The following is a 21,795-nucleotide window of genomic DNA, read 5'->3' as shown; positions in this document are numbered from 1 at the left end:
GGTACCGTGTTCGGGTGGACAACAGGCAAGCAATCGGATCGTGGCTCTCGGGCCCCCGCGCGGCCGCCGAGGACATGGGCGTCGACTTCGGCTCCCGGCGGGGGGCGCCCCTCTCGCGTACTGCCGTGCGGCTAGGCCGACTTCTCGTGCGGGCCCTGGTCCTTCGGGACGATCCGCGGAACCAGCGTCGGGTTGACGTTGGAGCGGACCACGTCCGAGGTGATGACCACGCGGGCCACGTCCTTGCGGGACGGGACCTCGTACATCACCGACATCAGGACCTCTTCCATGATGGCGCGCAGGCCGCGCGCGCCGGTCTGGCGGAGGATCGCCTGGTCCGCGATGGCCTCCAGCGCCTCGCGCTCGAAGTCCAGCTCCACGCCGTCGAGTTCGAACAGGCGCTGGTACTGCTTCACCAGCGCGTTTCGCGGCTCGATCAGGATCTGGAGCAGGGCCTCGCGGTCCAGGTTGTGCACGGAGGTCAGGACGGGCAGGCGGCCGATGAACTCGGGGATCATCCCGAACTTCACCAGGTCCTCCGGCATGACCTCGTGGAACTGGTCGCTGGCCTCGATCTCGCGCTTCGAGCGGATCGTCGCCCCGAAGCCGATGCCCTTGGCTCCCGCACGCGACTCGATGATCTTCTCCAGGCCGGAGAAGGCGCCGCCCACGATGAAGAGCACGTTCGTGGTGTCGATCTGGATGAACTCCTGGTGCGGGTGCTTCCTGCCACCCTGCGGCGGGACGGAGGCGGTCGTGCCTTCCAGGATCTTCAGGAGGGCCTGCTGCACGCCCTCGCCGCTCACATCGCGGGTGATCGACGGGTTCTCGCTCTTGCGGGCGACCTTGTCGATCTCGTCGATGTAGATGATCCCGGTCTCGGCCTTCTTGACGTCGTAGTCGGCCGCCTGGATCAGCTTGAGCAGGATGTTCTCGACGTCCTCGCCGACGTACCCGGCCTCCGTCAGCGCCGTGGCGTCGGCGATGGCGAACGGGACGTTCAGCATGCGCGCGAGCGTCTGCGCCAGCAGGGTCTTGCCCGAACCGGTCGGACCCAGCAGCAGGATGTTGGACTTCGCGAGCTCGATCGCGTCGTCACGGCCCGTGCCGCCGCCGTTCTCACCGGCCTGGACCCGCTTGTAGTGGTTGTAGACCGCTACGGAGAGCGCCTTCTTCGCCGGCTCCTGGCCGACGACGTAGCTCTCCAGGAACTCGTAGATCTCACGGGGCTTGGGGAGTTCCTCCCACCGGACCTCCGAGGTCTCCGCGAGTTCCTCTTCGATGATCTCGTTGCAGAGGTCGATGCACTCGTCGCAGATGTACACACCGGGTCCTGCGATGAGCTTCTTCACCTGCTTCTGGCTCTTTCCGCAGAACGAGCACTTGAGCAGGTCGCCGCCGTCACCGATGCGTGCCACGAGGTGCTTCCCCTTCGCCTGGGAGACGCCTGGTTCAGCGCTCCTGGTGCCTCATATCCGACGGTACCTTGCCGGGGGCCCCGTGCGGGGCCCCCTTGACGTGGTTCACATCGCCGAATGCGGCAGCGTGCCCACGCCAACTGGCGGCAAGGATCAGGCCGAGCTCTTGCGGGTGGAGATGATCTGGTCGATCAGGCCGTACTCCAGCGCGCCCTCGGCCGTGAGGATCTTGTCGCGCTCGATGTCGTCGCGGATCTTCTCGATCGGCGTCGTCGAGTGCTTGGCCAGCATGGTCTCCAGCTGGTCGCGCATGCGCAGGATCTCGTTGGCCGCGATCTCCAGGTCGGAGAGCTGCTCGCGACCGGTGCCGCCGGAGGGCTGGTGGATCAGCACGCGGGCGTTCGGCAGGGCCATGCGCTTGCCGGGGGTGCCGGCGGCGAGCAGGACCGCGGCGGCGGAGGCCGCCTGGCCCATGCAGACCGTCTGGATGTCCGGCTTCACGAACTGCATGGTGTCGTAGATCGCCGTCAGCGCGGTGAAGGAGCCGCCGGGGCTGTTGATGTAGATCGAGATGTCGCGGTCCGGGTCCATCGACTCCAGGCACAGCAGCTGCGCCATGACGTCGTTGGCGGAGGCGTCGTCGATCTGCACGCCGAGGAAGATCACACGCTCCTCGAAGAGCTTCGCGTACGGGTCGTACTCGCGCACGCCCTGCGAGGTGCGCTCGACGAAGCGCGGGATGACGTAGCGGTTGTCCACCTGCGGACCGGTGTGGAGGCCGCTCGCGGGAGAGAGGTTGTTCATGTACATCGAGGTGTTCACCATCCTGGTGGCGTTCTGCGGGCTGTCGGCTGCCGGGTACTGACGGGTGGTGCCGGGGATCAGGCCCCGGTGCCGCCGCCGCCCGGAACGTTGGACGCGGCCGAGATGATCTCGTCGATGAGGCCGTACTCCTTGGCCTCCTCGGAGGTGAACCAACGGTCGCGGTCACCGTCGCGGATGATCGCCTCGACAGTCTGGCCCGAGTGGAACGCGGTGATCTCGGCCATGCGCTGCTTGGTGCGCAGCAGGTACTGGGCCTGGATCTTGATGTCCGACGCGGTACCGCCGATGCCGGCCGAACCCTGGTGCATCAGGATGTCGGTGTTCGGCAGGGCGAAGCGCTTGCCCTTGGCGCCGCCGGTGAGCAGGAACTGCCCCATGGAGGCCGCCATGCCCATACCGATGGTGACGACGTCGTTCGGGATGTACTGCATGGTGTCGTAGACCGCCATGCCGGCCGTCACCGAGCCGCCGGGGCTGTTGATGTACAGGAAGATGTCCTTCTCCGGCTCGGCGGCCAGGAGGAGGAGCTGCGCCGTGATCTTGTTCGCGATGTCGTCGTCGACCTGCTGGCCGAGGAAGATGATGCGCTCGCCGAGCAGCCGGTTGTAGACATGGTCGCCGAGGCCGCCGCCGATGGACGGCTCACCCGCGGCGTAAGGCTTCAGATTCGTCACGTATCCACCTGCTCGTCTCCGACGGCCATGTGCCGTCTCAGCGTCTCGTTCTCGGGCCCGGCCCGACCGGTGCGGACAAGTCCGCCGGCTCCGGGTACTCCCGTGCCCTCGTATTCATGGACCCTAACGCGCAGGTAGGACAACGCCATCCCGCTTCCCGAACTGTTCGCTCGGAGCGCAAGGTGCGGGCACGCCCGGGGGGCTGTGCGGAAGGGCCCGGACGCTACGGCGTCCGGGCCCTTCCAGCACTGCTCAGCGGGCTGCGCCCGGGGTGTTACTTGGCCTCTTCGGCCTTGTCCTCGTCGGCCTTGTCCTCGTCGGCGTCGGCGGAGGCCGTCTCGACCTCGGCGACCGCCTGGGCCTCGTCCTCGTCCTCGTCGTCGGAGAGGTCGATGACCTCGCCCTTCGTGTCGACGACCTTGGCGGACTCGACGACGACCGCGAGCGCCTTGCCGCGGGCGACCTCGCCGACCAGCATCGGGACCTGGCCGCCTTCGACGACGGCCTGGGCGAACTGGTCGGGGGACATGCCGGAGGACTGCGCACGCCGCATGAGGTGCTCGGTGAGCTCCTCCTGGTTGACGCCCAGCTTCTCCTTGTTGACCAGCGCGTCGAGGACGAACTGGGTCTTGATGCCCTTGACGGCCTGCTCGGAGGTCTCGGCGTCGAACTCCTCGACCGTCTTGCCCTGGAACTCCAGGTACTTCTCGATGGTCAGACCCATCTGGCCGAGCTGGTGGTGCTCGAGGTTGTGCTTGCGGGTCTGGACCTCGTCCGCGAGGAGCTTCTCGGGGATCGGCACCTCGACGAGCTCCAGCAGCTTCTCCAGGACGCGCTCCTGGGCCTGCGTGGCCTGGTCGAACTGCTTCTGGTTCTCGAGGCGCTTGCGGCTGTCGGCCTTGAGGTCCTCGAGGGTGTCGAACTCGCTCGCCATCTGCGCGAACTCGTCGTCCAGCTCCGGCAGCTCACGGGCGGAGACCTTGGTGACCTTGACGGTGACCTCGGAGTCCTTGCCCTCGGCGGAGCCGCCCTTCAGCTGGGAGGTGAAGGTGGCCTCGCCACCGGCCTCCAGGCCCTTGACGGCCTCGTCGATGCCCTCGAGGAGCTCGCCCGAGCCGATGGTGTAGGACACGTCGGACGCGACGCCGTCCTCCAGGACCTCGCCGTCGACCTTGGCCTCGAGGTCGAGGGTGACGACGTCGCCGTCCTCGGCAGCGCGCTCGACGTCCTTGGTGGACGCGAAGCGGCCGCGGAGCTGCTCGACGGCCTTCTCGATGTCCTCGTCGGACACCTCGATGGCGTCGACCTCGACCTCGATGCCGGAGTAGTCCGGGATCTCGATCTCGGGGCGCACGTCGACCTCGGCGGTGAAGGCCAGCAGTTCGCCGTCCTTCAGCTCCGTGATGTCGACCTCGGGCTGGCCCAGCGGGTTCAGGTCGGCCTCGTTGACCGCCTCGGTGTAGAACTTCGGGAGGGCGTCGTTGACGGCCTCCTCCAGCACCGCACCGCGGCCGAAGCGCTGGTCGATGACGCGGGCAGGGATCTTGCCCTTGCGGAAGCCCTTCACCGTGACCTGCTGGTTGATCTTCTTGTACGCCGCGTCGAGGCTGTCCTTGAGCTCCTCGAAGGGCACCTCAACAGTGAGCCGAACCCGAGTCGGGTTCAGGGTCTCCACGGCGCTCTTCACGGTTCGGTCTCCTTGTGGCTGACTGCTGGGGGTTCTGCCTTCGCGCTGTGATTCAGCGGTTCCGGCGGACTTCGGCCCGGTACATCAGACACACGGGCACGCAGCTTGCATAGTAACCGCAAGCGGCAATCAGCCCACAACGCGATCTTGTGGCGGCCCTCTGTGGATCTGAGGAGACGCTGCCGGTGGTCGGGGTGGCCGGATTCGAACCGACGACCTTCCGCTCCCAAAGCGGACGCGCTACCAAGCTGCGCCACACCCCGTCGGTGCGACACGTAGGGTACATGCCCGGAGACCCTCCGACGCACGGTATTGCCCAGGCCCACGCCCACGTCCCGTCGGCACGCGCCGCCACGGCCGCGCAATGCGGTGTGCGTTTGCCCGGCGCGACCCGCTAGGATGCTGTCCGTGCCACGGTCCCCGGACCGGTGGGCGCGCGTTGCGGGTGTAGCTCAATGGTAGAGCACTAGTCTTCCAAACTAGCTACGCGGGTTCGATTCCCGTCACCCGCTCTGAAGCGAAAAGGGCCAGGTCAGAGGACATCTCCTCGACCTGGCCCTTCGTCTTTCCCCGGGGGGCGGCGCCGGTCCGGGGCCGCCCGTGGGTGTCCTGGGCTCCTGGGCCATGCGCGAGGGCCGGGCCGGAGGATGCTTCCCCGGTCCGGTCCCCTGCCGCGCGGACGGCTAGAGCTTGATGTTCGCGATCATCGAGGCGAGGGAGTTCAGGAAGCGGTTCACGTCGTCCGCGATCGAGCTGGACGCCAGGAAGAATCCGAAGAGGGCCGCGACGATGGCCGGGCCCGCCTTGATGTGGTTGCCGCGGATCAGCACCACCAGGATGACCGCCAACAGAACCACCACTGACAGCGAAATGGCCACTACTGATCACACCTTCGGTCGTCCCCTGGTCGGCCCGGGGCGCACGCCCCCACGCACCATCCTCCCACCAACGGGCCCCACCTATCCGTCCCGTGACGAATCACCACTGTTCTGTTTCCGTCAAACGTGCGCGCCTTAAGCACATTTCGGGCACGGAGCGGTCGTTACGGGGCCGTGAGGCCGAGGAGGGCGCGGACGTGGGCGTACTTCGCGGTCAGCCGCTCGCGGGTGGGGCCGTCCAGTACGGAGAGCCGTACGGGGTCTGCGTTGTGCGCGAGGTCGGACTCCTTGACCAGGAGGGCGCCCGGCGTCGCCAGGATGCGGGCCGCGTACGTCTCCAGCGGTTCGCCGGGGCGCTTGGTGACCGCGAGGACCATCTCCTTCACCGGCTGCGGCAGGGCGGCCGCGTCCAGCCAGGTGAGGCTGAGGGCCTCGTCCTCGATCGCGTCGTGGAGCCAGGCCGCCGCCTGCTGGTCGGGGGTGCCGCCGCGCAGACGGACGCCCTCGGCCACGGCCGCGAGGTGCTCGGCGTACGGCCGGCCCGACTTGTCGGTCTGGCCCTCGTGCGCGGCGCGGGCGAGGGCCTCGACCTCGAGGAGGGTGAGGGGCTGCTGCGTCATGCGGTCTCCCTTGCTGCCGTACGGAGTGCCTCGGCGGCCCGGTGCGCGTCCGCCCGCGTGGTACGCCAGTTGGAGAACGCGGCGCGCAGGGCCGGGGTTCCCGCGTAGTGGGTGGGGGTGACGAAGACCTCCGGCGCGGCGGCCTCCCGGAGCGCCGCGAGCCGGGCGGGGGTGGGGTCCTCGGCGAGGGTGAAGCAGACCACGTTCAGGCGGACCGGGGCGAGGAGGCGGAAGGCCGGGTCGGCGGACAGCCGCTCGCCGAGGACGCGGGCGCAGTCGATGTCGCGCTCGACGATCTCCCGGTGGCCCTCGCGGCCGTACGCGCGGAGCGTGAACCAGGCGGCGAGGGCGCGCAGCCGGTGGGAGTTCTCGGGGGTGAGGTGGACCAGGTCGGGGTGATCGCCGAGGGGGCCGAGGTAGGCGGCGGAGTTCTGGAAGACGCGGGCCTGGAGGTCCTGCCGGCGGGTGAACTGGACGGCGCTGTCGTAGGGGACGTTCAGCCACTTGTGGAGGTCGACGCAGAGCGAGTCGGAGGCGTCGAGGCCGGCGGCGAGGTGGGCGTGGGCCGGGGAGAGGGCGGCGAAGGCGCCGAAGGCCGCGTCGGTGTGCAGCCAGAAGTCGTGCCGGGCCTTGAGGGCGGAGACGGCCGGGAGGTCGTCGAAGTCGACCGTGTTGACGGTGCCCGCGTTGGCGACGACCACGGCCGGGCCGTTCGTGTCGGCGAGGGCCCGGTCGAGGGCGGCCGGATCCACGGCCTCGCGGCCGGGCAGCGTGGGGACCCGTACGAGGGAGCCTCGGCCCAGGCCGAGGACGGAGAGGGCCTTGGCGATCGAGGAGTGCGGGGCGGCGGAGAGGACGCGGACCCGGCCGAGGGCCGCCACCCCGTCCTCGGCCGGGGAGACGCCGGCCCGTTCGCCCAGCCATTCGCGGGCGATGGCCAGGCCGGTGGTGTTGGACATGGTGGCGCCGCTGACGAACGTGCCGGAGTGGGCGGCGGAGAGGCCGAACAGGTCGCGGAGCCAGCCGACGGTCTCGCGTTCGAGGTCCTGGCCCCCGCCGTCGAGGGCGGAGTTGGAGTTCTGGTCGTGGGCGGCGGTGAGCCAGTCCCCGGCGAGGGCGGCGGGGGTGGCCCCTCCGGTGACGAAGCCGAGGTAACGGGGGCCCGCCGAGGCCGACAGGCGGGGTGCCCAGCGCTCCTGGAAGGCGGCCAGGGCGGCGGCCGCGCCGGTGCCGTGCTCGGGGAGGGGCCCGGGGTCGTTCGGCGGCGCGGCGGCGGCCGGTACGACGGGGCGCGTGTCCAGGGTCTCCAGCGCGGCGGTGGCGGCGCGGCGGGTCGCGTCGAGGAGGTCGGGGAGCCGGGCGAGGTCGGCGGCGAGCGTGCGGTCCATGGGGGCACGGTAGGCGCCCGCCCGGGCGGGCTGGGCGGGCCAATCCGGGACGAGTGGCCCGCGGCGGTCTACGGCGCGGCACGCCGCCCCGGGCCCGCGGAAGCCGGGCTCCGGAAGCCGGGGCCGGACGCCGGGCTCCGGAAGCCGGGGCCGGGAACCGGGGCAGGGGCCGGGAGCCGGGCGCCGAGAGCCGGTGGCGTACCGAGCCTCGGGCGGTCGCCCCGGGGCCGGTCGTCCCGCCCCGGGACCGGTTACGCCGAGCGGCGGATCAGGAGGAGGGCCCGGTCGTCGTTGACGTCCTTGGCGACCTTCTCGATCAGGTGCCAGGCGGCCCCGTCCCAGCCCGCGGCGACGTAGCGGTCGGCCTCCCCGGTGAGGCGGTCGATGCCCTCGCTGATGTCGCGGTCGGAGGTCTCGACGAGCCCGTCGGTGAAGAGCATCAGGACGTCCCCGCGCCGCAGGTTGCCGCGCGCCGGGGTGAACTCGGCCCCGTCGTAGACGCCGAGCAGCGGACCCTCGCCGGTCTTCTCCTGCCAGCGCCCGGTGCCGGCGGAGAGCTGGAGCGCGGGGAGGTGGCCGGCGGAGAGGAGTTCGTAGTCGCCGGTCTCCAGGTCCAGCACCAGGTGGATGGAGGTGGCGAAGCCCTCGTCCCAGTCCTGGCGGAGCAGGTAGCCGTTGGCGGCGGGCAGGAAGCCGTGCGGGGGCAGCGCGCCGAGCAGTCCGCCGAAGGCGCCGGAGAGGAGCAGGGCGCGGGAGCCCGCCTCCATGCCCTTGCCGGAGACGTCGGTGAGGACGATCTCCAGGGTCCGTCCGCCGTTGGTGCGGGCGGCGACGACGAAGTCGCCGGAGAAGGACTGGCCGCCGGCCGGGCGCAGGGCCATCTCGCGGTGCCAGCCGCGCGGCAGGGCGGGCAGCTTGCTCTGGACCCGGATCCGTTCGCGCAGATCGAAGAGCATGGTGCCGCCGCGCCTCCAGGGCACGCCGACGCGGCTGCGGAACTGCGCGATGACGAGCCCGAAGAACCCGCAGGCCGCGACGACCAGCACGGTGCCGGGGGTGACCCGCGCCGGGCCCTGGGTGTACGGGCCGAGGACGAGGGCCTCGACGATCAGCGCGGCGGCGGAGGCCGCGTACAGGGCGAGCAGGCTGGCCGGCCGCAGCAGCAGGCCGCCCGCGACGATCGGCAGGACGAGCGCGGAGGGCGAGAACCAGACGGGAAGCATGAGCGTGCCGCACGCGATCGCGGGAATGGTGAGGAGGAGACCGCCGAACGCCAGCCAGTCGGAGGCGTCGCCGCGGAAGTAGTCGACGGCGGATTTGCGCAGTGCGGTGCGTGCCCGGTGCCACAGCATGCGCATCCGGGCCGTGAGGGTCTCGACATGTGCTCCGGCCATTGCTTCGGGACCCTATCCATCCCGGCTGTGGATGCGCAGGGGTACCCCCGGACCTGGGGCCCGGCCCGCGGTACCCGGACGCCCGAAAAGCCGTCGACTGCGACGGAATGCCCTGATAGGGATGGGCACATGGCCCTTGAGATGCGCGTATTGCAGCCCGATGAGTGGGATGTCTGGTACGACCAGCTGGAACTGGCGTTCGGTGGTGTGCCGGAGTCCCCGCAGGAGCGGAAGCTCTACGCGTCGCTGACGGAGGCGGAACGTTCGCTCGGCGTCTGGGACGGCGGGACGTGCGTGGGTTCGGCCGGAGCCTTCACCTTCCGGCTCTCGGTCCCGGGCGGCACGCTGGTGCCCGCGGCCGGGGTGACGATGGTGGGTGTCTCCCCCACCCACCGGCGGCGCGGGGTGCTCACCTCCCTGATGCGGCGCCAGCTGGACGACGTGCGGGCGGCCGGCGAACCGGTCGCCGTGCTGACGGCGTCGGACCCGGCGATCTACGGGCGCTTCGGCTACGGCACCGCGGCGTACTCCCTCGCCGTGGACGTCGACACGAGCCGGGTGCGCCTGGACGCGCCGCCCGGCACGGACGCGGTGCGGCTGCGCCTCGCCGACCCGGAAGAGGCGCTCGCCGACTGCGAGCGGGTGTACGCGGCTCTGGTGCCGGGGCGGCCCGGGATGCCCGCCCGGCAGCCGGGCTGGGAGCGCCAGGCGCTGCTGGACGTCCCCGCGATGCGGGCCGGCGGGTCGCCGCTGAAGTGCGTGGTCGCCGAGGGGCCGGACGGCGCGGTGGCCGGGTACGCCCGCTACCGGGTCACCCCCGAGTGGGACCTGTCGGGGTCCCAGGGGCGCGTGGACGTCTTCGATCTGGACGCGCTGGACCCGGCGGCGTACGCGGCGCTGTGGCGCTACCTCTTCGGGATCGACCTGACCTGGACGGTACGGGCGAACCGGCGGCCGGTGGACGATCCGGTGCTCCACCTGGTCAGCGACGTCCGCCGGTCGCGGCCGCGCTTCCGGGACTCGCTGCACCTGCGGCTGGTGGACCTTCCGGCGGCGCTGGAGGCGCGGACGTACGGGGCCCCGCTGGACGTGGTGCTTGAGGTGGAGGACGCGTTCTGCCCGTGGAACGCGGGGCGGTGGCGGCTGACCGCCGACGCGAAGGGCGGTGCGCGGTGCGCGCGGTCCGGGGATCCGGCGGAGCTGGCGCTGTCGGTACGGGAGCTGGGCTCGGCGTACCTGGGCGGCGTCACGCTCGCCTCGCTCGGGGCGGCGGGCCGGGTGCGCGAACCGCGGCCGGGCGCCCTGGCGGCGGCCTCGCGCGCGTTCGCGGGGGACGTGGCCCCCTGGCTCCCGCACGGGTTCTGATCCTGATCCGCGGGGCGGGCTCCCGGCCCTGGGAGACCCCCTAGCGGGACTGGCAGGCGGGGCACCAGAAGAGGTTGCGGGCGGCGAGGTCGGCGGTGCGGATCTCGCCCCCGCAGATGTGGCAGGGGAGGTTCGCCCGGCGGTAGACGTACACCTCGCCGCCGTGGTCGTCCACCCGCGGCGGACGCCCCATGGCCTCGGGCAGGTGTTCGTCACGGACGGTGTCGATCCGGTTGTTCCGCACGCCCTCGCGCATCAGCACGACGAGGTCGTCCCACATTCCGTCCCACTCGGCCCGCCGCAGGTCCCGGCCCAGGCGGTACGGGTCGATGCCGTGCCGGAAGAGGACCTCGGCCCGGTAGACGTTGCCGACGCCCGCGACGACCTTCTGGTCCATGAGCAGGGCGGCGACGGTGCTGCGCGAACGCGAGATCCGGGCCCAGGCCCGGTCCGGGTCGTCGCCCGGCCGCAGCGGGTCGGGGCCGAGCCGGTCGTGTATCTCCTTCTTCTCGCCCTCACCGATCAGCGCGCAGGCGGTCGGGCCGCGCAGGTCGGCGTAGTGCTCGCCGTTCAGCAGGCGCAGCCGGACCGTGTCGGTCGCGGGCGGCGCCGGGGCGGGGCCGAAGCCGAGCTTCCCGAAGAGGCCGAGGTGGATGTGGATCCAGGCGTCGCCCAGTTCCAGGAAGAGGTGCTTGCCGTGCGCCTCGGCACTGTCCAGTACCCGCCCGTCGAGCAGGGCCGCGCTCCGCGCGAACCGCCCCTGGGGGCTGGTGACCCGGACCGGCCGGGCGGCGAACCGCTCGGTGTGGTCCTGGGCGAGGCGGTGGATCGTATGCCCCTCGGGCACGGCTGGGCTCCTCGGAAGCGGCGGCGGTACGACGCGGGACGGCGCCTACGGCGCGGGACGGCATGACAACGGCCGTGCCACCCCCTGGGGGGGCGGCACGGCCGGAGAGCGGGATCAGCCCTGCGGGTGGTGGGCCGGGATCGGGGGGAGCTCGCCGGTCTGCTCGTAGGCGGAGAGCATCTCGATGCGCCGGGTGTGGCGCTCCTCGCCCGAGTACGGGGTCGCCAGGAAAGCCTCGATGAAGCTGACGGCCTCGTCCTGGGTGTGCATCCGGCCGCCGACGGAGATCACGTTGGCGTTGTTGTGCTCGCGGCCGAGCTTGGCGGTCTCGACGCTCCACGCCAGGATGGCGCGGACACCCTTGACCTTGTTCGCGGCGATCTGCTCACCGTTGCCGGAGCCGCCGATCACGATGCCGAGGCCGTCGGCGTCGGCGGCGGTCTTCTCCGCGGCCCGCAGGCAGAACGGCGGGTAGTCGTCCACCGCGTCGTAGATGTGGGGCCCGCAGTCGACGGGCTCGTGGCCGTTGTTCTTGAGCCAGTCCACCAGGTGGTTCTTGAGCTCAAAGCCGGCATGGTCGGATCCGAGGTACACGCGCATGGGTCGAGTGTGGCACGCGCCGGGCCGACGGCGGGCGGCGGGTGTCGCGTAAGTCACTTCTAAAGCTCAAGTAAACCCAAACAACGCAGATGGGACACGGCAGGACCGAGGTCCTGGACGTTCATCCCAACGCAACGATCCGGACTGAGGTCTTCCGCACCGCGTTCATCTCAGGTTTGAATGCCGGGGCTCGCAACCCGAGAACCTAAGGAACCGTCCATGAGCTCCACGACGACCCTTCAGAAGGCAGGCGACTCCTCCGGTGACCCCGGTGGCGCCCAGCCGTCAGACGGTCTGAAGGCCGGCCTCAAGAACCGCCACCTGTCCATGATCGCCATCGGCGGTGTCATCGGCGCCGGCCTCTTCGTCGGCTCCAGCGGCGGCATCGCCAAGGCCGGCCCCGCCATCCTGGTCTCCTACGCGCTCGTCGGCGCGATGGTGGTCTTCGTGATGCGGATGCTGGGCGAGATGGCCGCCGCCAGCCCGAACTCGGGCTCGTTCTCCGCCTACGCCGACCGGGCGCTCGGCCGCTGGGCCGGCTTCTCCATCGGCTGGCTGTACTGGTTCTTCTGGGTCGTGGTGCTGGCCGTGGAGGCCACCGCCGGCGCGGTGATCCTCGAAAGCTGGATCCCTGCCGTTCCGCAGTGGGCCTGGGCGCTGATCGTGATGGCGGTGCTGACCGTCACCAACCTGGGCTCGGTCGCCTCGTACGGCGAGTTCGAGTTCTGGTTCGCGGGCATCAAGGTCGTCGCCATCGGCGGCTTCGTGATCGTCGGTCTGCTGGCCGTCTTCGGCGTCCTGCCGGGCTCGGACAACCCGGGCGCGGGCTTCGCCCACCTCACCGACGCCGGCGGGTTCATGCCCAACGGCTGGGGCGCGATCCTCACCGGTGTGCTGATGGTCGTCTTCTCCTTCATGGGCAGCGAGATCGTCACCCTGGCCGCCGGCGAGTCCGAGGACCCGCGCCGCGCGGTCACCAAGGCCACCAACTCGGTGATCTGGCGCATCGGCGTCTTCTACCTGGGCTCGATCTTCGTCGTCATCACCCTGCTGCCGTGGAACGACAAGTCGATCCTGGAGAAGGGCTCGTACGTCGCCGCCCTGGACTCCATCGGCATCGCGCACGCCGGGCAGATCATGAACGTGATCGTCCTGACGGCCGTGCTGTCCTGCCTGAACTCGGGCCTCTACACCGCCTCCCGCATGGCGTTCTCGCTGGGCGAGCGCGGTGACGCCCCGAAGGCGTTCGCGAAGGTCAACAAGCGAGGCGTGCCCGTCGCCGCGATCCTGGGCTCCGTCGTGTTCGGCTTCGTCGCCGTCTACTTCAACTACGCCTTCAAGGACACGGTCTTCAACTTCCTGCTGAACTCCTCGGGCGCGGTCGCCCTCTTCGTGTGGCTGGTGATCTGCCTGACGCAGCTGCGGATGCGCAAGATCCTGGTCCGCGAGGCGCCGGAGAAGCTGACCGTCAAGATGTGGCTCTTCCCGTACCTGACCTACGCCACCGCCGCGATGATCGTCTTCGTCCTGGGCTACATGCTCTTCGACGACGCCAACCGCCAGGTCGTCGTGCTGTCGCTGCTGGTCGCGGCCGTGGTGCTGTCGGTCGGCGTGTTCCGCGACGGCCGCCGCAAGGCCGCCGAGCGCGCGTCGGTGTAACCCGCGAGGGCGGCGCGGCCCGCCCGGCCGCCGCCCCGGAACGTCAGCAGCCCCGGACCGCCGCTCGCGGTCCGGGGCTGCTGTACAGCCGGCGTACTGAGGGGACGGGCCGCTCAGCCGCGGCGGCCCACCAGCTTCCAGGCGGCCGGCAGGGCGCCCATCGCCAGCGCGGCCTTGAGCGCGTCGCCGATCAGGAACGGGGTCAGGCCCGCCGCGACGGCCGCGGTCAGGGACATCCCGGTCGAGGCCATCAGGTAGGGCACGCCGACCGCGTAGATCACGGCCGAGCCGAGCACCATCGTGCCCGCGGTGCGCAGGACCGAGCGGTCCGCGCCGTGGCGCGCGAGGGCGCCGACGACGGTGGCGGCCAGCAGCATGCCGAGCACGTAGCCGAAGGAGGCCCCGCCGGCTCCGGAGGTGCCGTTCGCGAACCACGGCATCCCGGCCGCGCCGACGAGGGCGTACAGGGCGAGCGCGAGGAAGCCGCGGCGGGCGCCGAAGGCCGTGCCCACGAGCAGCGCGGCGAAGGTCTGCCCGGTGACGGGGACCGGGGAGCCGGGAACCGGTACGGCGATCTGCGCGGCGAGCCCGGTGAGCGCGGCTCCGCCGACCACGAGCGTGATGTCGCGGACGCGGCTCGCGGGCAGCAGGTCGGCGAGGACGGCGCCGGGCCGGAAGACGGCGGGCGAGGCGGAAGCGGTGCTCATCGTGGCTCCGAGGGTGAGGGGTTCGACCGGGACACCGTGACGCTAACCCCGCCTCCCGTCCGGTCCCACCGCCACCCGGCACAAAGCGATGATCCCCGCAGTGGTGGGGAGTTCACAAAAAGCCTCTACCCAGAGGTAACCAGAGCGCCCGAAGTGATGCGGATCACCCCTGCGATAAGCGCGTGAGGTCCGTTTTGCGTCGCCGCTCCTGACTCGGAGACACTGTCGGAATGTCACAAGCACCCCTGTCGGACCTCCCGGCGGAACCCCTGAGCCACGGCCTCAAGCAGCGCCACCTGACCATGCTGGGCCTCGGCGGCGTGATCGGCGCCGGGCTGTTCGTCGGCTCCGGAGCGGGCATCGGGATCGCCGGTCCGGCGATCATCTGCTCCTACCTGCTCGCGGGCGTCCTGGCGATGCTGGTGATGCGGGCGCTCGGCGAGATGTCCGCCGCCATGCCCGCCTCGGGCTCCTTCTCCGTGTACGCGGAGAAGGCGCTGGGGCGCTGGGCCGGCTTCTCGGCGGGCTGGCTCTACTGGTTCCTGCTGGTCGTGGTGCTGGCCGTGGAGGCGACCGGCGCCGCGAAGATCGCGAACGGCTGGCTGCCGTCGGTGGACCAGTGGGTCTGGGTGCTGATCTTCATGGTGGTCTTCACCGTGAGCAACCTGGCCGCCGTGAAGAACTTCGGCGAGTTCGAGTTCTGGTTCGCCGCCCTCAAGGTCGGCGCGATCGTGCTGTTCCTGATCCTGGGGACCCTGGCGATCTTCGGCCTGCTCCCCGACACCGATCCGGTCGGCATGGCCAACCTGACCGGCCAGGGCGGGTTCTTCCCCGCCGGCATGGGCGGGGTGGTCGCCGGCATGCTCGCCGTCGTCTTCGCCTTCGGCGGTCTGGAGGTCGTCACGATCGCGGCCGCCGAATCGCAGGACCCGGCCCGCTCCGTGGCCCGCGCGGTGCGCAGCGCGGTGTGGCGCATCCTCTTCTTCTACGTCGGCTCGATGCTGGTCATCGTGACCCTGCTGCCGTGGGACTCGCTGGAGCCCGGCGAGAGCCCGTACGTCGCCGCGCTGGACTCCATCGGCATCCCGGCGGCCGGCCAGATCATGAACATCGTGGTGTTCGTGGCCCTGCTGTCGGCGCTGAACGCGAACCTGTACGGCTCCTCGCGCATGGTGTTCTCGCTGGCCGAGCGGGGCGAGGCGCCGTCGTCGCTGCTGAAGGTCTCGGACGGCGGGGTACCGCGCCGGGCCGTCTTCGCCTCGGTGGCCTTCGGGTTCGTGTCGGTGGTGCTGAACCTGCTGTGGCCGGAGACGATCTTCCTCTACATGCTCAACGCGGTCGGCGCGGTGCTGCTGTTCGTGTGGGCGCTGATCGCGGTCTCGCAGCTGAGGCTGCGCCGGATCATCGAGCGGGACATGCCGGAGCGGCTCACGCTGCCGATGTGGCTGTTCCCGTACCTCACGTGGGCCGCGCTGATCGGCATGGCGGCGGTGCTGGTGCTGATGCTGTTCGACGACTCGGCCCGGCCGCAGCTGCTGTGGTCGACCGGTGCCGCCGTCCTGGTCCTGCTGGTGGCGTGGATGCGGGAGATCCGCGCGCGCCGGGCCGCCTGACGCCCGACACGCACCGCGGGCGCCCGGCATCCGAAGGCCCCGGGCACCCGCGCCTCGTACGGGGAGGATCACGGGCGATGGAACACGTGTCCGCATGCTGGACACGCAACGTCCGATTATCGGACGATCGGCACACTGGGCGCATGAGTCAGCGCACGATCACGCACCCCGAGCAGCAGGCGCCGCCGCAGGCCGACGCCGGCTCCCCCCTCGGCAACGGACTGAAGCAGCGCCACCTTTCGATGATCGCCCTCGGCGGCGTCATCGGCGCGGGCCTCTTCGTCGGCTCCGGCGCCGGCATCGCGGCCGCCGGTCCCTCGATCGTGCTGGCGTACGCGGCGTCCGGGCTGCTCGTGATGTTCGTGATGCGGATGCTCGGCGAGATGTCCGCCGCCGATCCCGCCTCCGGCTCCTTCTCCGTACACGCGGAGCGGGCGATCGGGCCCTGGGCCGGGTTCACCGCGGGGTGGATGTTCTGGACGCTGCTGTGCGTGGGCGTGGCCATCGAGGCCATCGGCGCGGCGCACATCGTGACCGGCTGGTTCCCGGGCACCCCCTCGTGGATGTGGGTGCTGGTCTTCATGGCCCTGTTCTGCGGGTCCAACCTGGCCGCCGTGAAGAACTTCGGCGAGTTCGAGTTCTGGTTCGCCGCCCTGAAGATCGGCGCGATCGGCCTCTTCCTGGGCCTGGGCGTGCTCGCCGTGCTGGGCGTCCTGCCCGGCACGGACTCCCCCGGCACCGCCAACCTCCTGCACGACGGCGGCTTCCTGCCGGGCGGCGTGGACGGCCTGCTGGTCGGCCTGCTCGCCTCGGTCGTCGCGTTCGGCGGCCTGGAGACCGTGACCATCGCGGCCGCCGAGTCGGAGAACCCGGTCAAGGGCGTCGCCCGGGCCGTGCGGACCACGATGTGGCGGATCGCCATCGTCTACGTCGGCTCGATGCTGGTCATCGTGACCCTGCTGCCGTGGAACGACCCGGCCGTCACGCAGGACGGCCCGTACGCGGCCACCCTGGACCACCTGGGCATCCCCGCGGCCGGCGAGATCATGAACGTGGTCATCCTGATCGCGCTGCTGTCCGCGATGAACGCCAACATCTACGGCTCCTCCCGCATGGCCTACTCCCTCGTCGCCCGCGGCCAGGGCCCGAAGGCGCTGGCCAAGGTCACCGGCCGGGTGCCGCGCCGCGCGGTGCTCGCCTCCTCCGGCTTCGGCTTCGCCACCGTGCTCCTCTCCTACTGGTACCCGGACACCCTGTTCGCCTGGCTGCTGAACATGGTCGGCGGGGTCATCCTCGTCGTCTGGGGCTTCATCGCCGTCTCCCAGCTCGTGCTGCGCCGCCGGCTGGAGCGCGAGGCCCCCGGGAAGCTGGTCGTGCGGATGTGGGGCTTCCCGTACCTGACGTGGGTGGCGCTCGCCGCAGTGGCCGCAGTCCTGGCGCTGATGGCGCTGGACGCGGACACCCGGGTGCAGGTCGTCTTCACCGGCGGGCTGACCGTCGCCCTCGCGGCGACCGGCTGGGCCCTCCAGCGCCGGGCGGCCGCCCGCACGGCGCGATAAGGCTCCCGTCCGGCGCGACACCCCCGCCGGACGGCAGGTCAGAGGCCGGGCTCATGCGAACGCATGGGCCCGGCCTCCGGCATTCCGGAGGACTTGACAGGAGAGGTAACCCTTACATGTGACCTGGAATAGATACTGCTAGCGTGCAGTTGCGCATTGATTGCAATAAGCAGTTGGCACGCTGAGGGGACCGGACACACGCATGGCCATTTACACGCTTCCTGAGCTTCCTTACGACTACGCGGCGCTGGAGCCGGTGATCAACCCGCAGATCATCGAACTGCACCACGACAAGCACCACGCGGCCTACGTCGCGGGCGCCAACACCACGCTGGAACAGCTGGAGGAGGCGCGCGACAAGGAGAACTGGGGCGCGCTGAACGGCCTGGAGAAGAACCTCGCGTTCCACCTCTCCGGCCACATCCTGCACAGCATCTACTGGCACAACATGGCCAGTCCCACGACCGGTGACGGCGGCGGCGTCCCGGACGAGAAGGACGGCCTCGGCGACCTGCCGGCCGCCATCACGGAGTCCTTCGGCTCCTTCGCCGCCTTCCGCAAGCAGCTGACCTTCGCGTCCTCCGCGACGCAGGGCTCCGGCTGGGGCGTGCTCGCGTACGAGCCCATCAGCGGACGTCTGATCGTCGAGCAGATCTACGACCACCAGGGCAACGTGGGCCAGGCCTCCGTGCCGATCCTGGTGTTCGACGCCTGGGAGCACGCCTTCTACCTTCAGTACAAGAACCAGAAGGTGGACTTCATCGAGGCCATGTGGAACGTCGTCAACTGGCAGGACGTGGCCAAGCGCTACGCCGACGCCAAGGCGAACACCCCGCTGCTGATCCCGGCCGGCACGGCCTGATCGGCGCCACCCGCCCGTCCGCCTCGTGATCGTCTTCTCACCCTTCACGTGCGGGCGTGTCCACCAGAAGGCCCCCGCGAGGACATGACTCGCGGGGGCCTTCTGCGTGCTCGGCGGCGGCCGCCGACCGGTCGGGCGTGCGTCCGGCCGGCCGGACGGACGGACGGACGGCCGGACGGACGGACGGACGGCCGGACGGACGGACGGACGGCCGGATCGACGGACGGCCGGGGCGGGCTACTCGAAGGAGGGGCCCTGGGTACGGGTGCGCTTGATCTCGTAGAAGCCCGGCGTGGAGGCGACGAGCAGGGTGCCGTCCCACAGCCGGGCGGCGGCCTCGCCGCGCGGGGTCGGGGTGACGACCGGCCCGAAGAAGGCCACGTCGTCGCCCTCGGCGCCGGGAACGGAGATCACCGGGGTGCCGACTTCCTGGCCCACGCGGTCGATGCCGTCGTTGTGGGAGGCCCGCAGCACCTCGTCGTACTCGTCGGAGTCGGCGTACGCGAGCAGCTCGGCCGGGAGGCCGACCTCGTCCAGCGCCGCGGCGATGACCTCGCGGGTCGGGCCGTGGCCCTCGTTGTGGATCTTGGTGCCGAGTGCGGTGTAGAGCTTGCCGGTGACCTCGGCGCCGTGCTTCTGCTGGGCCGCCACGACCACGCGCACCGGGGCCCAGCCCTTGGGGCCGAGCAGCTCGCGGTAGGTCTCGGGGAGCTCCTCGAGCTTGTTCTCGTTGAGGACGGCCAGGCTCATCACGTGCCAGCGGACCTCGACGTCGCGGACCTTCTCGACCTCCACCATCCAGCGCGACGTCATCCACGCCCAAGGGCAGAGCGGGTCGAACCAGAAGTCGACCGGAGTCTTCTCGCGCACCTGGGTGTCGGTCATGTCTCTCCTCAAGTCAGACAAAGGCATCACTGGGACCACGTCCTCCGTCGCCAACCAGGCCGGAGTCCCGCGCATTCCCCCGTGCGAGGATTCGTCGGAAGAACGCGATCACGCACGAAGGAGTGCAGGTGCCCGGAGAGAATCTGTCCCGCGACGAGGCCCGTGGGCGGGCCGAGCTGCTGTCCGTCGACGGCTACGAGGTGGTCCTCGACCTCCGGTCCGCCGTCGAGGAGGCCGAACCGGCCCAGGGTCCCCGGACCTTCCGCTCGGTGACGACGATCCGCTTCCGGGCCACGGCCCCGGGCTCCGCCACCTTCGCGGACCTGATCGCGCCCTCGGTGAACTCCGTGACCCTCAACGGGCGCGCGCTGGACCCGTCGGCCGTCTTCGACGGGTCGCGGATCGCACTGGCCGGCCTGGACGCCGAGAACGTCCTGGTGGTGGACGCGAACTGCGCGTACAGCCGGACCGGCGAGGGCATGCACCGGTTCGTGGACCCGGAGGACGGCGAGGTCTACCTCTACACCCAGTACGAGCCGGCGGACGCCCGCCGGGTGTACGCGAACTTCGAGCAGCCGGACCTGAAGGCGCCGTACCGCTTCGAGGTGACGGCGCCCGCGGGCTGGCAGGTGTGGAGCAACGGCGCCGAGGAGTCCCGTCAGGGCGAGGTCCGGCGGTTCGCCGAGACCGCGCCGATCTCCACGTACATCACGTGCGTGGTGGCCGGGCCGTACCACTACGTCACGGACTCCTACACCCGCGGGGACCTGACGATCCCGCTGGGCGCGATGTGCCGCAAGGCGCTGGCGAAGCACTTCGACGCGGAGGACGTGTTCCTCGTGACGAAGCAGGGCTTCGACCTCTTCCACGAGATCTTCGACTACCCGTATCCCTTCGGGAAGTACGACCAGGCCTTCGTGCCCGAGTACAACCTGGGCGCGATGGAGAACCCGGGGATGGTGACCTTCCGGGAGGAGTACATCTTCCGCGGCAAGGTCACGCAGGCCGCCTACGAGCGCCGCGCGAACGTCATCCTCCACGAGATGGCGCACATGTGGTTCGGCGACCTGGTCACCATGAAGTGGTGGGACGACCTGTGGCTGAAGGAGTCCTTCGCGGACTTCATGGGCTCCTTCGGGCTGGTCGAGGCCACCCGCTTCGACCAGGCGTGGGTGACCTTCGCCAACAGCCGCAAGGCGTGGGCCTACCGGGCCGACCAGCTGCCGTCCACGCACCCGATCACGGCCGACATCCGTGACCTGGAGGACGCCAAGCTGAACTTCGACGGGATCACGTACGCCAAGGGCGCCGCGGTCCTCAAGCAGCTGGTCGCCTACGTCGGACGGGACGCCTTCCTGGAGGGCGCGCGCCGCTACTTCAAGGCCCACGCCTACGGGAACACCACCCTGGACGACCTGCTGTCGGTGCTGGCGGACGTGTCCGGGCGGGACATGGCCGAGTGGTCGCGGGCCTGGCTCCAGACCGCGGGCGTGAACGCGCTGACCCCGGTGGTGACGTACGACGCGGGCGGGCGCGTGACCGAGCTGGCGGTGCTCCAGGAGGGCGAGGAGCTCCGGCCGCACCGGGTCGCGGTCGGCCTGTACCGGCTGGAGCCGGACGGCACCCTGGTGCGCTACGCGCGGGCCGGTGTCGACGTGGTGGGCACGCGGACCGCGGTGGCGGAACTGGCCGGGAGCGAGCGGCCCGACCTGATCCTGGTCAACGACGAGGACCTCACCTACTGCAAGATCCGCTTCGACGAGGGCTCGCTGGCCACGCTGCGCGCGCACCTGGGCGACCTCACGGACCCGCTCGCGCGGGCGCTGTGCTGGTCCGCCCTGTGGAACCTGACGCGCGACGGCCTGATGCCGGCGCGCGACTTCGTCGCGCTGGTCCTGGCGCACGCGGGCCGGGAAACGGAGGTGGGCGTCCTGCAGATGGTGCACGCGCAGGCCCTCACCGCGGTCACCCACTACGCGGCGCCGCGGTGGCGCGAGGAGGGCGGCCGGGAGGTGGCGGCGGGCGCGCTGCACGAACTGCGGCTGGCCGAGCCGGGGTCGGAACACCAGCTCACCTGGGCCCGGTTCTTCGCGGCGGGCGCGGCGACCGAGGGCGACTTCCAGTTGCTCCTGGGGCTGCTGGACGGATCGGCGCGGATCGACGGCCTGGAGGTGGACCAGGAGCTGCGGTGGGACTTCCTGCTGCCGCTCGCCGCGCACGGGGCGGTGGACGAGGGCGTGCTCGCCGCCGAACTGGCCCGGGACGACACCGCGTCGGGCAAGCGGCACCAGGTGCGGTGCCTGGCGGCGCGGCCGTCCGCGGCGGTCAAGGACCAGGCGTGGGCGGCGGTGGTCGAGTCGGACGGCCTGTCGAACGCGCTGGTGGAGGCGACGATCGCGGGCATGCAGCAGTCCTCGCAGCGCGGGCTGCTGGCCGCCTACACCGGGCGGTACTTCGAGGTTCTCGAACGGGTGTGGGCCGAGCGGTCGATCCAGATCGGGATGGACGTGGTGAGGGGTCTCTACCCGTCGCTCCAGGACTCCGCGGAGACGGTCGGCGCCACGGACGCCTGGCTGGACGCCCACCCGGCGGCCCCGCCGGCCCTGCGGCGCCTGGTCCTGGAGTCCCGCGACGACCTGGCCCGCGCCCTGCGCGCCCAGCGCTGTGACGAGAACGCCTCCGTCTGACCCGTGACGGTCCGGGGGCCCGGGGCCGGCCCCGGGCCCCCCCCCCCAGGTGCTGCCCGGAGCCCCCCGGGGGGCGGGGCCCCCACCGCCGTGGAAAGCCCCAGAATTATACCCCGCGGGTGGCGGG

The 21,795-nt window shown here is 71.0% G+C and carries 18 protein-coding genes, 2 tRNA genes and 1 pseudogene; 8 read left to right on the top strand and 13 right to left on the bottom strand.

Going from position 1 to position 21,795, the window contains the following annotated elements; translation table 11 throughout:
* Positions 1-14: 14 nt before the first annotated feature.
* Positions 15-98: pseudogene (locus ABT106_RS23775) on the top strand (RDD family protein); the annotation flags it as partial.
* Positions 99-131: 33 nt separating this feature from the next.
* Here ABT106_RS23775 and clpX read toward each other — a convergent pair.
* From clpX to ABT106_RS23750, 5 genes are all read right to left on the bottom strand, one after another.
* The gene (clpX, locus tag ABT106_RS23770; RefSeq protein ID WP_267718592.1) at positions 132-1,418 is read right to left on the bottom strand and encodes an ATP-dependent Clp protease ATP-binding subunit ClpX; all 1,287 of its coding nucleotides are present in this window, start codon (positions 1,416-1,418) and stop codon (positions 132-134) included.
* A 153-nt stretch (positions 1,419-1,571) separates the two neighbouring features.
* Entirely contained in the window at positions 1,572-2,243 is a 672-nt protein-coding gene (locus ABT106_RS23765) for an ATP-dependent Clp protease proteolytic subunit (protein WP_269287547.1), read from the bottom strand.
* 56 nt (positions 2,244-2,299) lie between these two features.
* The gene (locus tag ABT106_RS23760) at positions 2,300-2,917 is read right to left on the bottom strand and encodes an ATP-dependent Clp protease proteolytic subunit (protein ID WP_053674923.1); all 618 of its coding nucleotides are present in this window, start codon (positions 2,915-2,917) and stop codon (positions 2,300-2,302) included.
* Positions 2,918-3,191: 274 nt separating this feature from the next.
* Positions 3,192-4,604 (bottom strand): trigger factor, encoded by a 1,413-nt coding sequence (tig, locus tag ABT106_RS23755; RefSeq protein ID WP_351280721.1) that lies wholly within the window; start codon positions 4,602-4,604, stop codon positions 3,192-3,194.
* Between the two features lie 186 nt (positions 4,605-4,790).
* A tRNA-Pro gene (locus ABT106_RS23750) sits at positions 4,791-4,867 on the bottom strand.
* A gap of 178 nt (positions 4,868-5,045) precedes the next feature.
* Between ABT106_RS23750 and ABT106_RS23745 the strand changes: the two genes are divergently transcribed.
* Positions 5,046-5,116: transfer RNA gene (locus tag ABT106_RS23745), tRNA-Gly, on the top strand.
* A 171-nt stretch (positions 5,117-5,287) separates the two neighbouring features.
* On the opposite strand, the gene ABT106_RS23740 is transcribed toward ABT106_RS23745, so the two are convergent.
* The 4 genes from ABT106_RS23740 to ABT106_RS23725 all read right to left on the bottom strand — a co-directional run bounded on the left by ABT106_RS23740 (position 5,288) and on the right by ABT106_RS23725 (position 8,884).
* Positions 5,288-5,482 carry a hypothetical protein gene (locus tag ABT106_RS23740; protein ID WP_351280718.1) on the bottom strand — a complete coding sequence of 65 codons (195 nt, stop codon included), beginning with the start codon at positions 5,480-5,482 and terminating at the stop codon, positions 5,288-5,290.
* Positions 5,483-5,646: 164 nt separating this feature from the next.
* Complete coding sequence (locus ABT106_RS23735) at positions 5,647-6,102, bottom strand: HD domain-containing protein (protein ID WP_351280716.1); 456 nt, start codon at positions 6,100-6,102, stop codon at positions 5,647-5,649.
* Positions 6,099-7,490 (bottom strand): pyridoxal phosphate-dependent decarboxylase family protein, encoded by a 1,392-nt coding sequence (locus ABT106_RS23730; protein WP_351280714.1) that lies wholly within the window; start codon positions 7,488-7,490, stop codon positions 6,099-6,101. The genes ABT106_RS23735 and ABT106_RS23730 overlap by 4 nt, the downstream gene beginning before the upstream one ends.
* A 251-nt stretch (positions 7,491-7,741) precedes the next feature.
* Positions 7,742-8,884: a SpoIIE family protein phosphatase gene (locus ABT106_RS23725; protein ID WP_351280712.1), complete on the bottom strand. Its 1,143-nt coding sequence runs from the start codon at positions 8,882-8,884 to the stop codon at positions 7,742-7,744.
* Positions 8,885-9,013: 129 nt separating this feature from the next.
* Between ABT106_RS23725 and ABT106_RS23720 the strand changes: the two genes are divergently transcribed.
* Entirely contained in the window at positions 9,014-10,249 is a 1,236-nt protein-coding gene (locus tag ABT106_RS23720; protein WP_351280709.1) for a GNAT family N-acetyltransferase, read from the top strand.
* 40 nt (positions 10,250-10,289) lie between these two features.
* On the opposite strand, the gene ABT106_RS23715 is transcribed toward ABT106_RS23720, so the two are convergent.
* Positions 10,290-11,096, bottom strand: a complete 807-nt coding sequence (locus ABT106_RS23715) for an Fpg/Nei family DNA glycosylase (RefSeq protein WP_351280707.1) — start codon at positions 11,094-11,096, stop codon at positions 10,290-10,292.
* Positions 11,097-11,210: 114 nt separating this feature from the next.
* Positions 11,211-11,696 (bottom strand): ribose-5-phosphate isomerase, encoded by a 486-nt coding sequence (locus tag ABT106_RS23710; protein ID WP_030862238.1) that lies wholly within the window; start codon positions 11,694-11,696, stop codon positions 11,211-11,213.
* A gap of 219 nt (positions 11,697-11,915) precedes the next feature.
* Between ABT106_RS23710 and ABT106_RS23705 the strand changes: the two genes are divergently transcribed.
* Complete coding sequence (locus ABT106_RS23705; protein WP_351280703.1) at positions 11,916-13,355, top strand: amino acid permease; 1,440 nt, start codon at positions 11,916-11,918, stop codon at positions 13,353-13,355.
* 113 nt (positions 13,356-13,468) lie between these two features.
* Here the strand turns inward: ABT106_RS23705 and ABT106_RS23700 are convergent, their stop codons facing one another.
* A complete protein-coding gene (locus tag ABT106_RS23700) occupies positions 13,469-14,062 on the bottom strand; it encodes a biotin transporter BioY (protein ID WP_351280701.1) in 594 nt (197 codons plus the stop codon).
* A gap of 230 nt (positions 14,063-14,292) precedes the next feature.
* Between ABT106_RS23700 and ABT106_RS23695 the strand changes: the two genes are divergently transcribed.
* From ABT106_RS23695 to ABT106_RS23685, 3 genes are all read left to right on the top strand, one after another.
* On the top strand, positions 14,293-15,675 hold the full coding sequence (locus ABT106_RS23695) for an amino acid permease (RefSeq protein ID WP_351280698.1): 1,383 nt from the start codon (positions 14,293-14,295) through the stop codon (positions 15,673-15,675).
* 143 nt (positions 15,676-15,818) lie between these two features.
* The gene (locus ABT106_RS23690) at positions 15,819-17,234 is read left to right on the top strand and encodes an amino acid permease (protein WP_351280696.1); all 1,416 of its coding nucleotides are present in this window, start codon (positions 15,819-15,821) and stop codon (positions 17,232-17,234) included.
* 202 nt (positions 17,235-17,436) lie between these two features.
* Complete coding sequence (locus ABT106_RS23685) at positions 17,437-18,096, top strand: superoxide dismutase (protein WP_351280693.1); 660 nt, start codon at positions 17,437-17,439, stop codon at positions 18,094-18,096.
* A gap of 237 nt (positions 18,097-18,333) precedes the next feature.
* Here the strand turns inward: ABT106_RS23685 and ABT106_RS23680 are convergent, their stop codons facing one another.
* Positions 18,334-18,981, bottom strand: coding sequence for a mycothiol-dependent nitroreductase Rv2466c family protein (locus ABT106_RS23680; RefSeq protein ID WP_351280691.1), 648 nt, complete (start codon positions 18,979-18,981; stop codon positions 18,334-18,336).
* Positions 18,982-19,109: 128 nt separating this feature from the next.
* Here ABT106_RS23680 and pepN point away from each other — a divergent pair, with 128 nt between their 5' ends.
* Positions 19,110-21,668: an aminopeptidase N gene (gene pepN / locus ABT106_RS23675; RefSeq protein ID WP_351280688.1), complete on the top strand. Its 2,559-nt coding sequence runs from the start codon at positions 19,110-19,112 to the stop codon at positions 21,666-21,668.
* Positions 21,669-21,795: the final 127 nt, after the last annotated feature.

The sequence above is a fragment of the Streptomyces sp. NPDC002044 genome (genome assembly GCF_040296725.1).
Classification (GTDB): domain Bacteria; phylum Actinomycetota; class Actinomycetes; order Streptomycetales; family Streptomycetaceae; genus Streptomyces; species Streptomyces antarcticus.
Note: the sequence above shows the minus strand (reverse complement) of the source record. Positions and strands in the feature narration are given on the sequence as shown.